Origin of the sequence: Halobacillus sp. ACCC02827 (assembly GCF_030291935.1) — a bacterium.
Lineage (GTDB): Bacteria > Bacillota > Bacilli > Bacillales > Halobacillaceae > Halobacillus.
This window is the reverse complement of sequence record NZ_CP128168.1, coordinates 2,044,220-2,059,790: the sequence shown is the minus strand read 5'-3', so window position 1 is coordinate 2,059,790 and position 15,571 is coordinate 2,044,220. Positions and strand designations below refer to the sequence as shown.

The following is a 15,571-nucleotide window of genomic DNA, read 5'->3' as shown; positions in this document are numbered from 1 at the left end:
AGGAGGAAATTGGATGGAGAGTGTGGAGAAGCAACAGAGAGTCTCCCGAGCGAAGACGAGTCACATGTCCGAGAAGAAGAAAGATATGCTTTCCGGGTATCTCTATATCGCTCCCTTTTTTATCATATTTGGCATTATAGGTTTGTATCCTGCAGGTTTCAGCATCGTTCTTGCTTTTCAAAAGTGGAATGGTCTGGGTGAAATGGAGTTTGTAGGAATGAGCAATTTTATAATTGTTCTACAGGATCCGCTGTTTTGGAAGTCACTCTATAATACAGTAATTATTGGATTGATGGGCACTGCGCCACAGCTGATTGTCGGTATCATTCTAGCTTACTTCCTGAACCTTGCCGTCATCCGGTTCACTAACTTCTTCCGGGTGACGATCTTTATGCCGTATATCACTTCTATGGTTGCGGTTGCGCTCGTATTCGGTGTGTTTTTCAGCAGCAGCGAAACAGCTCTTGCCAATTACTTTATCGGTCTTTTCGGTATCGATCCTGTAAGTTGGAAAACATCGGAATGGGGGGCGAAGATCGCAATCGCTCTGATGGTTTTCTGGCGATGGGTAGGATATAACACCATTATTTACCTGGCAGGTCTACAAAGTATTCCAAAGGATCTGTATGAGGCTGCCACCATTGATGGTGCAGGGAAGGTGCAGCAATTCTTCCATATTACGATTCCATTGCTGAAACCGTTCATTCTGTTAACCGTCTTTATGTCTACGGTTGGTGCCCTGCAGCTTTTTGCAGAACCGACAGTATTCCTCGGATCTTCTGCCTTTAGTCGTGATGAAGCGATGACAGTGGTCATGTACTTATACAGGGATGCTTTTAATCTGGGTTCTTTCGGTACAGCATCGGCTACGGCTGTCCTTTTACTGATCATCATCATTGCAGCAGCAGCCATCAATACGTGGTTAACCTCAGGATTCAATCGTGAGAAGAAAAGGAAGGTGTCTTAAATGAGAAAACCGGCAGAAGGGAAAGGCGGAAGAGTCCCGATATATATATTACTGAGCTTGGCATCCTTGCTGTCTCTCTTTCCATTCTATTGGATGTTTGTTATGGCAACGAGACCGAGTGCTGCCTATAACTCGATCCCTCCGACACTGTTACCAGGGGATCAACTGGTCGAAAACTTTACCAAAGTGTTGGATACCATTCCATTCTTTCAAGCGATGTGGAATACGATCCTTTTATGTACGACTGTTACGCTTGCTGTCTTGATAATCAGTTCTTTAGCAGGCTTCGCGTTTGCTAAATTCAACTTCCCGGGCAAGAACTTTTTCTTTATCTGTATCCTGCTGACGATGGTCATCCCTCCCCAACTGGGATTGATCCCTCAATATTACCTTGTGTCGCAGCTTGGGTGGTTAGATACATTGTTCGGTGCAGGTGTATTGTTTCTGTTAAATCCGCTTGGCATTTTCCTTATGCGCCAATATATCAGTGAATCGGTTCCGGATGAAATTATGGAGGCTGCGAAACTGGACGGCTGCTCAAACTTCCGTATTTATCGAAGTATCGTCCTTCCGATTATTAAACCGGCATTTGCTACACTTGGAATAATCGTATTCACTCTTGTGTGGGGAGAGTTTTTGTGGCAGTTCACCGTCTTAAGAGACCCGTCTTCTTACACGCTGCAAGTAGCTCTGGCATCCTTGAACAATGCATTCCGGGTGGATTTCGGTATGTTATTGTCAGGCGTATTCTGGGCGACCGTTCCGTTGATCATCATCTTCCTTATCTTTAATAAATGGTTTATATCCAGTATCACGGAAGGATCGGTAAAGTAATCGATCCATTATGTTAAATATTCCAATTGTTGATACAATAGAAACATAGTTTTTACAGGAAAGTGTCTAAGGAGAGAATACAAAACCATGGATTTAACGATCAGGGATATCGCGAAGATGGCCGGTGTATCACCGGCTACTGTATCAAAAATTATTAATAATTACGGTGGCATCAGTGATTCAACAAGGCAGAAAGTCTTTAAAATCATCGAAGATACGAAATATCAGCCCACTTTTTCAGCCAAATCACTGGCTACAAAGAAATCCAACTTGATCGGTCTGATCTATGCGGGGAAAATCAACGTAGATTTCAAGCACCCTTTCTTTAACGAGGTCGTCAACTCTTTTAAGAAAACGGTAGGCGCCCTTGGGTATGATTTACTGCTCTTCTCAAATGAAAAGATTTATGAAGGGGAGAGCAAGTATTTGGAAAGATGCAAACACTTCCATGTCGATGGTTGTTTGATTATTGCTGGAGATGAGATTGAAGATGCGGTCCACGAGATCGCAGCAAGCGACATCCCCTGTATCGGAATCGATTTAAAATTGGAAGGCCCCCGTTCCAGTTACATCATGACAGATAATGCAAAAATCGGCTTTAATGTAGTCGAATATCTGTATTTAAATCAGGTTCGGAATATTGCTTACATCGGAGGGAAACAAGACTCTTTAGTATCCAGTATCCGTAATATCGGATTCGTGGACGCTATGAACCAATTTGGTCTGAACGTAGAGAAGGACTGGATCCATTATGGGGACTTCTTTGAAGACAGCGGGTATGACGCGATGAAGAAGATTCTGAATGGAGGAAGGCTTCCGGAAGCCGTATTCGCCGCTTCTGATATGATGGCTCTTGGTGCTTTAAAAGCCATAAAAGAACACGGACTCTCCGTACCTCATGATATACAGCTGGTCGGCTGCGATGATATCGAGGCTTGCCGGTATAGTGATCCGCCGCTTACCACTGTAAAGCAGGATAAACAGAAACTTGGAAAACTTTCTGCATATATGCTGGAAGATTTAATGAAATCAGATCATGCCATTCAGGCAGTAAAAGTAGACCCTGAACTGGTACCGCGGGCAACGACAATCGAACGTTGAGTCATTATTTATGGAGGGGATAGCATGACAACTATAAAGTTTCCTGAAAGCTTAAAATGGGGTGCCGCCACGGCATCTTATCAAATCGAGGGTGCGGTGGAAGAAGGAGGCCGTACCCCTTCTATATGGGATGTGTTTTCCCATACGCCAGGCAACGTAAAAAACGGGGACACCGGTGACCGTGCATGTAACAGCTACCATTTATACAGGGAGGATGTCCGACATTTAAAAGAACTAGGCGTCGATCTTTACCGTTTCTCCATTTCATGGTCGCGGATATTTCCAGACCGAACAGGAATCCCAAATAAAGAAGGGGTCGACTATTACGCTTCCCTTGTTGACGCACTTATTGCAGAAGGTATAGAGCCGATGGTCACCCTATATCACTGGGATCTTCCTCAATATCTTCAGGAAAACGGCGGATGGGAAAGCAGATCTACCGTTGATGCGTTCGATACATATGCGACATGCATGTTCCAATTATTCGGAAACCGCGTGAAGAAGTGGTTAACAATCAACGAACCTTGGTGTGCATCCTTTCTTTCTAACTTCTTGGGTGTACATGCCCCCGGGAAAAAAGATCTGCAGGCGGCGGTGGATGTCTCTCACCATTTGCTTCTTGCACATGGGAAAGCGGTAAAATCATTCCGGGAAGAGGTTCCGGACGGGGAAATCGGCTACGCTCCAAATATCGGCTGGCTTGAACCATATACTAGGAAACAGGAGGATGTTCATGCCTGTAAGCTCGGGATGATGTGGCAGAAGGAATGGTTCATGGATCCTGTATTCAAAGGATCATATCCAGAAGAGTTAGTCCAACTTTTCGCTGGACACGGGGCACAGCTCCGGTTGATGGAAGGGGATATGGATACCATTGCCCAGCCTATCGACCTTATGGGAATCAATTTTTACACAGGGAGTCTCGGTCGTTACCATGAAGATGGCGGGATGTTCCAAGTAGAGGAGGTTCCTCTTGATGAAAGAAGAACGGATATAGGGTGGCCGATCTATGCAGAAGGTTTTCATAAAGCATTGACGGATATTCATCAAACTTACGGGAATGTTCCTATCTACATTACGGAAAATGGCGCATGCTACAATGACGGTGTCAAGGATGGAAGGGTTCATGATCAGGAGCGGATTGATTACTTAAAGCAGCATTTGACCGCACTGGATCGTTCCATTCAATCCGGAGTTCCGATCGCCGGTTATATTGTATGGTCGCTCCTGGATAATTTTGAATGGGCGGAAGGATATGATAAGCGGTTCGGGATCATTCACGTAGACTTTGAAACATTCAAAAGAACGAAGAAAGACAGCTTTTACTGGTATAAAGAAACCATTAAGAATAATTCGTTTAACCGGTAAAATTTTTTCCGTTACGAAATCGATTTCGTCTTAAAAGAAAACGACTTTCCTTAAGCTTTTGATGGGGGACGTTGCGGAAGTAATCACATTCATATAGATGATGTGACACTCCAGATTCAATAGAGGAAAACCGTTTCCTGACCTCGGGAAACGGTTTTTTTAAAAGCTTAACCATTTGAATGGACGGACCATATGGTTAAAGAGAAGAGGTGATCAAAAAGTGAAAGAATTTAATATCACGAGCAGGAGACTTATATCCCCGGTTAGGATACCGCCTTGGTCAAGCGACATACGATTACGGGAGCGGCCACCATCCAGGTCCATTCGATAAGTCCTATCTCTTGTGTCCGGCTGTCATCCTTGAATTTACAGTTGACAATAACATTTTCTAAATAATGCTCGTGGGTAATGGTGAAGATTCGAATTGACCATCCAGGTCTTTGTTGATATAGTTCTTATATTCATCAAAGGAGCATGCTCCCACAGAGTCCTGCCATTTTCATAAGACATATGCAGAATGCGGATACGTGCAGAAAGCTGAACCTTTGCAAACGATGCAAGGGTTTTTTATGTGGGGCATAAGGAAAGAAGGGGAAAAATGGACTCATTATGGATAGAATATGCTTGGACCCTGGTTATCCTCATTGGTTTAGAGGGTTTGTTGTCTGCGGATAATGCCCTTGTGCTTGCCGTTATCGCCAAACACTTGCCGGATGATCAGAAAAAGCGGGCCATTAACTATGGAATTATTGGTGCCTTTATCTTCCGGTTTATCGCACTTTTTGTTATTTCATTTATTGCAAACGTTTGGCAGGTTCAGGCTGTCGGTGCTGTGTACCTCATCTACTTAGGTCTGAAAAATATTATTGGTAAAAAAGAAGAAGACCAAGAGGAAGAGTTGTCTTCCGGACAAGGGTTCTGGCCGACGGTTTTAAAAATTGGTGCAGCGGATTTAGTGTTTGCTATTGATTCTATTCTTGCTGCTGTGGCTCTCGCATTAGCATTGCCTAATACCCCCCTACCGGAAATCGGAGGAATGGACGGCGGTCAATTTTTGGTTGTACTTGCCGCCGGTGTTGCAGGATTGATCTTAATCAAATTTGCTGCTACCTGGTTTGTTAAACTGCTGGATAAGCGGCCGTCTCTGGAAACTACAGCCTACCTTATCGTCGCATGGGTTGGTGTGAAACTTGCTGTTATTACACTTTCTCATGAAAACGTTGGTGTTCTCAACGAGCATTTTGCACATGGAGCGGCCTGGACCATCACTTTTTGGACGGTTCTATTAGGGGTGGCAATAGGCGGTTGGTTCTACTCCGGGAAGAATAGAAGAGAAGTAAATAGTTAAAGAGTTAGCAAAGACGCAGGGGAGAAGCTGTGTCTTTGCTTTTTTTCGATACGTTCGCATCGATTCGGTTGGAGGGCTGCCTATCGAGGGTAAAAGGAGGATACCTTATCCGCAGTCACCCGATGAACCTGTGAGTGTAATAGACTCATCCAAGTACGGATAGGTGTTAGCTCACGTCTGATAGGATAAATGTCTAAACTAAAAGGAGAAGATCCTGTCGTTAGCTATGCTATTATTACAACAGTTATTTACAAAATGTGCTATATTTTTGTGAGGAAATCTTACAATAAATCTTTGTCCAAATTAAAGTTTCCTGTATGATACGATGTGGTCATCCATAAAACACATGCCATTTCTGCTGGTGTAATGCAGTCCAGAACGAATTTTCTTAATTATCTGATCATTATAGAGGTTAGATATAACTAGGTATGGAGCTATATAGGGATAGGTTTGCCTATCGTCCGTTAAGGGAATCAGTTTTCCACAGCAGAAAGGAGAGGTCAGTTTTATGGATCAAATCACTGTTCACCATTTTAATCAATGGGATGATTTCGAGCAAAAAGTGTTGGTGGAAGGAGTACTCGTTTTTCCAGAGTTAGAAGCGGTCTTGCGCCAATATTTACTAAGTCAGCCCCGGGAGGTTATGGAATTTAAGGAGTGTATAATAAAGGAAGAGGAAGGCATTCGAAATGTAGAGGTTGCTTTCCACGATCATCGTTCAGACTATTACATAAGGTTGTGGGGGCAGAAATCAATGAAAGATGATTCTGTTTTGGAAATGGTTGTTGACGCAGTCGATCTTCGTACTAAGGAAGAAATTTATAAGCGGCAGCTGGTTTGAATCCTGTATCCTCTGTGAAGACCAGCACATTTATTCGGAAAAGAAGGCGTGACACGTCTTCTTTTTGTTTTGTGCACTGTTGTGAAGGGTAGAGTTGGTTGAATTAGGAAGGGGGAATATAGATGAGACTTTCTGTTCAATTTCAAATACCAGCCACAAAATAATTCATCCTGTGTTAAAATGTAGAAAGTTTTTGGAACAAATTACATAAGGAAGTGACAAATAGTGAAGAAATTCAGTATTCTTTTGTTGTTGGCTGTCGTTGCATTTTTCCTTGCTGCGTGCTCGGAAGATACGGCATCAACGAATAACGAAAAGACGGCCGATGAGGAAACGGACCAGAAAGTTGAAAAGAAAGAAGCGGAGCCGGAAGAGGAAGAACCTGAAACTCCTTACAAGGCATTGGAACCAGCAGAAGGGTCCGAGCCGATTGCTGATGGTCTCACCGAAGAGGAGAAAGAGAAGATGCCGGCCGTTCAGGCGCATGGCGGCGAACGGGAACGTATGGTGCCTGTAGGGCAGACGCTTGTTAAGGGTGCAGAAGATAAATCGGATGGACCGTTGAAAGATCATAGAATTGTAGCTTACTATGGTCACCCAAACTCTGAGAATATGGGTATTCTTGGAGAAATGGAGCCGGAAGCACTGATGAGCAAATTGAAGGAGCAGACACAGGCTTATTCCGATGCGGATCCTGAGCGGCCGGCCATACCAATGATTGAGCTGATCACTACGGTGGCACAGCGCAATCCGGGCGAAGAAGGAAAATATTTTCACATGACTTCTCCGGAAGATATTGACCGTTATGCAGAACTGGCGGAAGAGAACGATGCACTATTAATGCTTGATGTGCAACTTGGCACAGATTCGGTTATGAACCAAGTGAAATTGATAGAGAAATGGCTTAAAATGCCGAATGTACATTTAGCAATTGATACGGAATTCCACGTTGCTGAAGGAGAAACACCCGGAATTAACCTGGGACAGGTCGATGGTGCGGAAGTTCAGGAGGCGGTAGAATACATATCGAAAATGGTGGAAGAGAACAATCTCCCTGATAAAATCGTACTTGTTCACCAGTTTATGGACGAGGCTCTGACTAATAAGGACGCTATCCAGCCCACGGATAATGTCGAAGTTGCGCTAAACTATGACGGATGGGGAGCCGCTGGAACGAAGATGAGTCTATACCGCAAATTTGTTCGGAATGAGGCCGTTCAATATGGTGGATTCAAAGTCTTTTATAAGAAAGACGAGCCGGTACTGACCGCAGAAAAAGTATTGAAAATGGATCCGAACCCGTCCATCATTAACTATCAATAATTTACTAAAAATCCCCACTGCTTAAGCAGTGGGGATTTTCCTTCTTCATAGTTCTACTTTAATGTCGTATTCCTTCATCCATTCATTGATCTGAATCAAATAGTCGAATAGAGATTTAGCAGCATTGGCATCGATATCCGTCGCTTTTTCTTCTGCAATGCTGCGAATTTTATCCGTATCGATAAAGGCAAGGACAGGAGAATCAGGATCATCAAGGATTCTAAGCATCCAGTTTCTCACCCCTGCCAAATATTCTTCATCTTTCGTACTTGGGTAGGCACTCTTTTTGCGGTATCGTACATCCTCCGGCAAATAGTCGGCAAGGGCACGGCGCAGAATTCCTTTTTCTATTCCATCTACGTTCTTCATTTCAATCGGTACATTCCATAGGTACTCTACAAGTCGGTAGTCACAGAAAGGAACGCGTACCTCAAAGCCTGTCATCATACTGGAACGGTCTTTTCGATCCAGCATGAAAGGGAGAAAGCGTGTAATGAACATGTAAGACATACGTCTTTGTTTTGCCTGTGTCTCTGTTTCGCTATCAAGCGTCGGCACTTCTTCGAGTGCTTCCTGATAGCGTGCTTTTTGATAGGCGGGAATGTCTAATTTTTCTTTCATATCGTCGGAAAGGATGCCGGATATCCCCTGCATGTTCAATAACCAAGGGAACGTGTCTGCATCAAGAAATTCTTCTTTATGAAACCATGGATACCCACTGAACACCTCATCCGCAGATTCACCGGATAGAGCAACCGTTGCGTCTTTTTCCATTTCTTTAAAAAGGAGGTAAAGAGAGGTTTCAATTTCTCCGACACCCGGAAGATCTCTTGCTCTCATCGGAACTAATAAGTTGTTCACAAGAGACTCAGCGTCAAGGATGATCGATTCATGGTTTGTACCTGCATGTTCGGCTACTTTCTTGACCCATGGCTCGTCTTTGTCTACGCGCAGGAAATCCTGAGCAAAGCTGTCGTCGCTGTTTTCAAAATCCATAGAGTACGTATGAAGTGTGTTCCCGGTCTTCTCCAGCTGTTTAGATGCAATGGCTGTCAATCCGCTGGAATCCAGGCCGCCGGACAGCATAGAGACGACAGGTCGATCCGCATATAATTGGCGGTTTACCGTATCTTCCAAATACCACTTGATGTTCTCGACCGTTTCATCCAGGTCATCTTCATGTGTTTTACTTTCCAACTTCCAGTATCGTTCCGTGTGACGCTCATCTTTCGTAAAAAGAACGTAGTGGCCGGCACGTACTTCTTCGATATCCTTGAAGACACCTTGTCCCGGCGTGCGGATCGGCCCGAGACCGAATACTTCAGATAAACCGTTCTTATCAATAACAGGTTCGATGGAAGGGTGAGCGAATAAAGTTTTCAATTCGGATCCGAAAATAATTTCTCCATCCCTGTTGGCGAAGTAAAGTGGTTTTACGCCAAGATGGTCGCGTCCCAACATCAGTTGGTCTTTGCGTTCATCCCAAATAGCGAAAGCGAAGATCCCGTTCAGATGATGGACACAGTTCTCTTCCCATTCCAGATAGGAATGGAGGAGGACTTCCGTATCGGAGGAGCTTTGGAAGGTGTGACCAAGCACTGTCAACTCTTCGCGAAGCTCTTGGAAATTATAGATTTCCCCGTTGTAGGAAAGGGCGACTTTATTTCCGTCTGCTTCGTAAATCATTGGCTGGAGGCCGCCTTCCGGATCAACGACAATCAGACGACGATGACCGAAAGCGGCTTGTCCATCAAGCCAAAAACCATCTGCATCCGGTCCTCTGTGAGTAATGGATTCTGTCATTTCTTTCAGTGTTTTCTCTTGATTCTCTAATAAACGGGTCCATGAGACCCATCCTGTAATTCCACACATGATGTAACCTTCTTTCATAGCTGGTTGATTTGCCGTAAAGAAACTTTTTCAACGGCATGCTTGAATAAATAGTTGTATGTTACAACTTTATATTTGTATGATACAACTATAAGATTTTAACCGTCAATGAGACATTTGGTTGAGTTTTTTGTTAAGAGAGGGAGAAAGTAAACAGGGATTTTCCTACATAAGGAAAATCCCTGTAACATTTATTAGATCCATTTTACGACATTATCGATTGGGCGGCGTGTTTTTTTCGGTTGTTCTTCGTTCCTGTAACCGAAAGCGCACATGACAGACAGTTCAAAGCTTCCATTATCCAGAAGTCCTTCTTCTTCAAGAAGATCGTGCATTGCTTTTATCGGAAACCCTTCAATTGGACAAGAATCAATTCCGATCTCAGCCGCTGCTGTCATCATATTTCCCAATGCAATATAGGTTTGTTTACCTGCCCAGTCAAGTAGGGCGCGATCTGTATCTAATTGGAAGTCCTGCTTCTGGAATTCTTCTATTCTGCCTATGAATTTTTGAGCATGTTCTTCCGGCATACCTTTTACTGTCTTTAACTGATCTTTCAAATAATCCGAGTCGAATCGTGTGTCCTTTCCCGTTCTGGAAAGATAAAGGACAAAGTGGCTTGCATCCGGCAGCTTTCCGTATGCGCCCCATGCAGTCTCCTTAATCTTCTGTCTAAGTTCTTCGCTTTCAACAACGACAAAACGCCAAGGTTCATACCCGAATGAACTTGGGGAAAGTCTGCCGATTTCTAAAAGAAATTGAAAGTCTTCATCGGAGATTTTTTTATCTGGATCGAAATTCTTTGTCGCATAGCGGAAGTGTGCTGCTTCTAACAGTTGTTGCTTCTTTTTTTCATGTACAGACATGGTAGTATCCCTCCTTGGAATTTGCATACGTAATATAACACAAATTCCTTATACCATTCCTCTTATATGCTTGGTTCCGGGTTTGACAGGTGAAGAAATGAAGCTTGTTAAAGAAGTTTTAAGGAGACGGCTGGTGAACCTGGTTATGGTTTTTGGATTGAATTTCCTGACCGCTTAAACTTTCTCCAAATACTGAAAGAAGCTTCCTTGTTAAAGGAAGCTTCTTTCTAATCAAAATAATTTAGTTGTCCAGTCTTCGCAGTTCCAAACATCCGTGACGATGTCCTGATAAAACTCAGGTTCGTGGGAGATGAGGAGTACGCTTCCTTTATAATCTTTTAATGCCCGTTTCAGTTCATTTTTAGCATCGGCATCCAAGTGGTTGGTCGGTTCGTCAAGTACAAGCAGGTTCGTTTCTTTGTTGATTAACTTGCAGAGTCGGACTTTGGCTTTCTCTCCACCGCTTAACACTTGAACTTTACTTTCGATATGTTTTCTGGTGAGTCCGCACCTTGCTAAAGCAGCTCTTACTTCATACTGAGTGAAGTGACGGAACTCCTCCCATATTTCTTCGATGCACGTTTGACTGCCAATGTCTTTCTGCTCTTGTTCAAAGTAACCGATATGAAGATGCTCGCCGAGTTCGACCGATCCGGAAACAGGACTGATCTCTCCGAGAATACTTTTCAGGAGGGTCGTTTTTCCAATTCCGTTAGCACCGGAAAGGGCAAGTTTCTGGCCTCGTTCCATAGATAAGTTGAGAGGCCGTGATAGAGGTTCGTCATAGCCGATGACGAGATCCTTTGTCTGGAATAGATACTTGCCGGGAGTGCGAGCCTGTTTGAAGTCAAATTTCGGCTTTGGTTTTTCGGCATCCAATTCAATGACATCCATTTTATCCAGTTTCTTTTGGCGGCTCATTGCCATCTTACTTGTTGCGGCATTTGCTTTATTACGTGCGACGAAGTCTTTTAAGTTAGCGATTTCCTTCTGCTGTTTCTTATAGGCGGAGGCAAGCTGCTGTTTCTTCATTTCATATACACGAACAAATTCATCATAATCACCAGGGTATCTGGAAAGTTCCTGGTTTTCCATATGATAAATGAGATTAACCACGCTGTTCAGGAATGGAATGTCATGAGAGATGAGAATGAATGCATTCTCATATTCAATCAGGTAATTCCTCAACCATTCGATGTGTTCCACATCCAAATAGTTGGTTGGCTCATCAAGAAGAAGGATATCCGGTTTCTCCAATAGAAGCTTTGCAAGTAACACTTTCGTTCTCTGGCCGCCGCTTAGATCGTGCACATCCCGGTCGAGACCTATTTCATCCAAACCGAGTCCATTAGCCACTTCTTCCACTTTTGCGTCAATCGTGTAGAAATCGTTATTTGTCAATGCGTCTTGTAATACACCTGTTTCTTCGAGAAGGTTCTCCAGTTCCTCAGGATCCACTTCTCCCATTTTTGCAAACAGGCTGTTCATTTCTTCTTCCATATCAAACAGGTATTGGAAGGCGGTCCGCAAGACATCGCGGATGGTCATTCCCTGTTCCAAGTCGGCGTGCTGATCTAAATAACCGACCCGGACCCGTTTTGCCCATGAAATGTGGCCGGCATCTGGCTCCAGTTTTCCGGTAATGATATTCATGAAGGTTGATTTACCTTCCCCGTTTGCACCGATCAACCCTATATGTTCGCCATTAAGCAGGCGGAAGGATACGTCTTCGAAGATTGCTCTGTCCCCGAACCCATGACTTAAATTCTTTACTGTGAGTAAACTCATCTGTTAACACCTTTTCTTTAGTTAAAATTCATTCTTTCTCATTATAAAGGGCGTCCGGATGGATTGAAAGGAGGGAATCCCTCTATTCGTACAAACCGAGTAAAATGGATTGCTGCCGGGAACGTTAAAAAGAAAAAGGAGAGATGGTGGAATGTATGATTGTATCGTAATAGGAGGCGGCATAGCCGGCCTCCAGTGCAGCATCATGTTGGGAAGGTACCGAAGAAAAGTTTTAATCATTGATGCTGGCGGTGGAAGATCTTCCTTATGCCGGCAATACAATAATATTCTCGGCTTCCCGGAGGGGATCAGTGGGGAGGAATTAAGAAAGGATGGGTGGTTACAGGCTGCACGTTACAGTGTAGAACGGAAGGAAACCAAGGCCGTATCCTTAAGTCAGGAGTCAGGGGGTTTCGAAGTGGAGACGAGAGAAGGGGTACGATATAAGTCAAGAACCGTTTTGCTCGCCACGGGAGTGGAAGATAATTTACCCGATATAGCCGGTCTCTTTCCATGCCTCGGTCGTTCTATATATGTTTGTCCGGATTGTGACGGGTATGAAATCACTAACAAAAAGACGGTTGTCATCGGCTCAGGAGACGCAGGAGCCCGCATGGCCGAGACACTCATGTATTGGACGAAAGACTTAATAGTCATTGATCACTTATCAAAGGAAATATCACCGGTTTTTGACGAATTATCGAGAATGGAAGCAATTCCTGTCATACAAGGGAAAGTAGACCAAATTGAGCAGAAGGATGGAATAATGGCAGGATTGAAATTGGATTCAGGGAGAGTATTGAGAGCGGAAAAAGCATTTCTTGCCCTGGGGGGAAGCCGCCCTGTGACGGCTCTTGCAGAAAAGCTGGGAGCCATTGTGAAAGGCAGCGGACCGGTAATGACGGATACAAGAACAACCGCTACTAATATTGAGGGTCTGTTTGCTGCAGGCGATGTATCTATTCATTCTCAGCTTGCGACGGTAGCCATGGGGGAAGGGGCCCAGGCGGCGATTTGGATTCAAAAGTGGCTTCGAAAAAGAGAGTGAAACGTTGAGCATTTACTTTGATTTTATAAAAAAATTCCGATAATCTAAATGTATCATCTCTTTTGCCTCTTTCTTTCCACAATTACTATATGACCTTTTAAGGAGCATCCAAAATTCCATGTTTTTTGACTCTTATGGACCAAATACCATCCTGTTATTAACCGCTCTTTTATTTTTCAGCGGTGTACTCGTCGCTAAATTCTCCAGTCGCTGGGGCATACCTGCTCTGATTCTTTTCATAATGGTGGGGATGCTGTTCGGAAGCGACGGGCTGGGGATTATATATTTCGATGATGCCAAAACCGCGCAGACCATCGGTGTTTTTGCACTTGTAATCATCCTCTTTGAAGGTGGTCTACATACAAAGTGGGCGACGGTCCGTTCGGTTGCGCTGCCATCTTTGTCTCTCGCTACCATTGGTGTTCTGCTCACTTCCCTGATGGTGGGGATAGCTGTTTATTTCCTTGTCGATTTTACTCTGCTGGAAAGTCTTCTCTTCGGTGCCATCGTTGGTTCTACAGACGCTGCAGCCGTATTCGCCTCTTTAAAGGAAAGAAATATTAAAGCTAAAATGGGAGCAACATTGGAAGCTGAATCAGGAACAAACGATCCGATGGCCGTATTTCTGACCCTTTCCCTCATTCAACTGATCACCCAAGAAGGGACCTCCATTTGGATACTGATTCCGGAATTTTTCCTGCAGATGGGCATCGGCATTCTATTTGGTGTCGGTCTAGGAAAATTAGCATCTCTGTCCATCAACAAAATCAAACTGGATTCTAGTGCACTCTACCCGGTACTATCGGTTGCCTTTGCACTTGCGACCTACAGCGTGACGGCCTATATAGGAGGAAGTGGGTTCCTAGCTGTATATGTGGCAGCATTAGTGATTGGCAACAGTGAATTGACTTATCGTTATTCCATTTTCCAATTTAATGAAGGGTTTGCCTGGATGGCACAGATTCTCATGTTCGTAATCCTCGGGCTGCTCGTATTCCCGCAGGAGCTTTTCTCCTCCGGTATCATCCTTAACGGCTTGCTCATTTCCATCGTTCTTATCCTTATCGCAAGACCACTGGCGGTTTTTCTTTCCTTGATCAAAATGAATTATACGGTCAAAGAAAAGCTGTTCATCTCCTGGGCAGGGTTGCGGGGCGCTGTACCGGTTGTGCTTGCAACATTCCCAATTGTCGATGGTTTGGAAAACAGCCAGGGAATTTTCAATCTTGTATTTTTCGTCGTACTGACTTCTGCACTGGTTCAAGGATCAACCATCAATTATGTAGCCAATAAGATGCAGTTGGTCGGGCCGAAAAAGGATGTCCCGCACCATTCGATTGAGCTTATATCAATGGGGAAGGCGAAGGCGGAAATGATACAGTACCAGACGAATGCAGAGTCTGTCATTGTGGGACAGAAGCTGCGTGATGTCCAATTTCCAAATCGAGCTAATATAAGTGCGATCATACGCAACAATGAAATTATTACCCCGTATGGAGAAACGGAGATTCATGCTGGAGACTTCCTGTATATTCTCGTTGAAGAAAAGCATAAAGAAGAACTCAAGAAGACACTTGAGCAAAAACGTGCCAAACAATCTCAGGCCACATAACAAAAGGACCCTTTTGGGGTCCTTTTGTTATGTGGTTTTACTTTAAGTTCTTTTTGATGTATTTTATTGTTTTTCTGAGCTCATTAGGATGGGGGCGACCAAATGGGCTTGTCTGTCTCTGCTGATATAGGACTTTTCCTTTCTCATCCAGTAGGAAATAAGCCGGTTCGCCGTGGGTACCATGATCTTCATAGGGAGCCTGCTCGTCATGGTAATGAACGCCGTAGGAGGATGCGAATTCCAGATCTTCGTCCACCAGAACGGGGAAAGTAAAGCCATGGTCTTCCACCATTTTCTCCAAATCTTCCACACGATCCTGTGTAATTGACACCACACGGACGTCATGCTTCTTAAAATAGTCCAGGCTGTCCTGGAATTCATCCAATTCGCTCATGCAGGCAGGGCACCAGGAACCACGGAAGAATGTAATCAGGTACCACTGATCCTGAGATTCCAGCGCCTCGGAGAGGCTGAAGCTGCCACCGGATATTTTCGGTAATTTGAAATCAGGCGCGTCCTGATTCAGTTTGAATGTTTGAGTCATTGAAATGACACTCCTTCCCTATTACGTACGACATCCTTTAC

General features: G+C 44.1%; 13 protein-coding genes. 9 read left to right on the top strand and 4 right to left on the bottom strand.

Features of this window, described 5'->3' with window-relative positions:
* Positions 1-13 precede the first annotated feature (13 nt).
* From QRD89_RS10985 to QRD89_RS10955, 7 genes are all read left to right on the top strand, one after another.
* A complete protein-coding gene (locus tag QRD89_RS10985; RefSeq protein WP_062513640.1) occupies positions 14-967 on the top strand; it encodes a carbohydrate ABC transporter permease in 954 nt (317 codons plus the stop codon).
* Positions 968-1,801, top strand: a complete 834-nt coding sequence (locus QRD89_RS10980) for a carbohydrate ABC transporter permease (protein ID WP_008639859.1) — start codon at positions 968-970, stop codon at positions 1,799-1,801. It abuts the gene before it with no gap.
* 45 nt (positions 1,802-1,846) lie between these two features.
* Complete coding sequence (locus QRD89_RS10975; protein ID WP_255358519.1) at positions 1,847-2,902, top strand: LacI family DNA-binding transcriptional regulator; 1,056 nt, start codon at positions 1,847-1,849, stop codon at positions 2,900-2,902.
* Between the two features lie 24 nt (positions 2,903-2,926).
* Positions 2,927-4,270 (top strand): GH1 family beta-glucosidase, encoded by a 1,344-nt coding sequence (locus QRD89_RS10970; protein ID WP_062513637.1) that lies wholly within the window; start codon positions 2,927-2,929, stop codon positions 4,268-4,270.
* 598 nt (positions 4,271-4,868) lie between these two features.
* Positions 4,869-5,618 carry a TerC family protein gene (locus tag QRD89_RS10965; protein WP_008639854.1) on the top strand — a complete coding sequence of 250 codons (750 nt, stop codon included), beginning with the start codon at positions 4,869-4,871 and terminating at the stop codon, positions 5,616-5,618.
* Between the two features lie 508 nt (positions 5,619-6,126).
* Complete coding sequence (locus QRD89_RS10960; RefSeq protein WP_286095264.1) at positions 6,127-6,459, top strand: hypothetical protein; 333 nt, start codon at positions 6,127-6,129, stop codon at positions 6,457-6,459.
* 225 nt (positions 6,460-6,684) lie between these two features.
* Positions 6,685-7,782 carry a hypothetical protein gene (locus tag QRD89_RS10955; RefSeq protein ID WP_286095263.1) on the top strand — a complete coding sequence of 366 codons (1,098 nt, stop codon included), beginning with the start codon at positions 6,685-6,687 and terminating at the stop codon, positions 7,780-7,782.
* A 45-nt stretch (positions 7,783-7,827) separates the two neighbouring features.
* Here the strand turns inward: QRD89_RS10955 and asnB are convergent, their stop codons facing one another.
* The 3 genes from asnB to QRD89_RS10940 all read right to left on the bottom strand — a co-directional run bounded on the left by asnB (position 7,828) and on the right by QRD89_RS10940 (position 12,326).
* Positions 7,828-9,654 (bottom strand): asparagine synthase (glutamine-hydrolyzing), encoded by a 1,827-nt coding sequence (asnB, locus tag QRD89_RS10950; RefSeq protein WP_026577275.1) that lies wholly within the window; start codon positions 9,652-9,654, stop codon positions 7,828-7,830.
* Between the two features lie 212 nt (positions 9,655-9,866).
* Positions 9,867-10,538: an NAD(P)H-dependent oxidoreductase gene (locus tag QRD89_RS10945; RefSeq protein WP_026577276.1), complete on the bottom strand. Its 672-nt coding sequence runs from the start codon at positions 10,536-10,538 to the stop codon at positions 9,867-9,869.
* A gap of 231 nt (positions 10,539-10,769) precedes the next feature.
* A complete protein-coding gene (locus QRD89_RS10940) occupies positions 10,770-12,326 on the bottom strand; it encodes an ABC-F family ATP-binding cassette domain-containing protein (RefSeq protein WP_008639841.1) in 1,557 nt (518 codons plus the stop codon).
* Between the two features lie 151 nt (positions 12,327-12,477).
* Here QRD89_RS10940 and QRD89_RS10935 point away from each other — a divergent pair, with 151 nt between their 5' ends.
* Positions 12,478-13,374: an NAD(P)/FAD-dependent oxidoreductase gene (locus tag QRD89_RS10935; protein WP_286095262.1), complete on the top strand. Its 897-nt coding sequence runs from the start codon at positions 12,478-12,480 to the stop codon at positions 13,372-13,374.
* Between the two features lie 118 nt (positions 13,375-13,492).
* Positions 13,493-14,986: a potassium/proton antiporter gene (locus tag QRD89_RS10930; protein ID WP_026577278.1), complete on the top strand. Its 1,494-nt coding sequence runs from the start codon at positions 13,493-13,495 to the stop codon at positions 14,984-14,986.
* A 37-nt stretch (positions 14,987-15,023) separates the two neighbouring features.
* Here QRD89_RS10930 and QRD89_RS10925 read toward each other — a convergent pair whose 3' ends face one another.
* The gene (locus tag QRD89_RS10925) at positions 15,024-15,530 is read right to left on the bottom strand and encodes a peroxiredoxin family protein (RefSeq protein ID WP_008639674.1); all 507 of its coding nucleotides are present in this window, start codon (positions 15,528-15,530) and stop codon (positions 15,024-15,026) included.
* Positions 15,531-15,571: the final 41 nt, after the last annotated feature.

Bases quoted from the DNA above. Each gene is read 5' to 3' on its own strand.
- QRD89_RS10985 (WP_062513640.1), top strand. From the start codon at position 14: ATGGAGAGTGTGGAGAAGCAACAGAGAGTCTCCCGAGCGAAGACGAGT.
- QRD89_RS10980 (WP_008639859.1), top strand. From the start codon at position 968: ATGAGAAAACCGGCAGAAGGGAAAGGCGGAAGAGTCCCGATATATATA.
- QRD89_RS10970 (WP_062513637.1), top strand. From the start codon at position 2,927: ATGACAACTATAAAGTTTCCTGAAAGCTTAAAATGGGGTGCCGCCACG.
- QRD89_RS10965 (WP_008639854.1), top strand. From the start codon at position 4,869: ATGGACTCATTATGGATAGAATATGCTTGGACCCTGGTTATCCTCATT.
- QRD89_RS10960 (WP_286095264.1), top strand. From the start codon at position 6,127: ATGGATCAAATCACTGTTCACCATTTTAATCAATGGGATGATTTCGAG.
- asnB (WP_026577275.1), bottom strand. From the start codon at position 9,654: ATGTGTGGAATTACAGGATGGGTCTCATGGACCCGTTTATTAGAGAAT.
- QRD89_RS10945 (WP_026577276.1), bottom strand. From the start codon at position 10,538: ATGTCTGTACATGAAAAAAAGAAGCAACAACTGTTAGAAGCAGCACAC.
- QRD89_RS10940 (WP_008639841.1), bottom strand. From the start codon at position 12,326: ATGAGTTTACTCACAGTAAAGAATTTAAGTCATGGGTTCGGGGACAGA.
- QRD89_RS10935 (WP_286095262.1), top strand. From the start codon at position 12,478: ATGTATGATTGTATCGTAATAGGAGGCGGCATAGCCGGCCTCCAGTGC.
- QRD89_RS10930 (WP_026577278.1), top strand. From the start codon at position 13,493: ATGTTTTTTGACTCTTATGGACCAAATACCATCCTGTTATTAACCGCT.
- QRD89_RS10925 (WP_008639674.1), bottom strand. From the start codon at position 15,530: ATGACTCAAACATTCAAACTGAATCAGGACGCGCCTGATTTCAAATTA.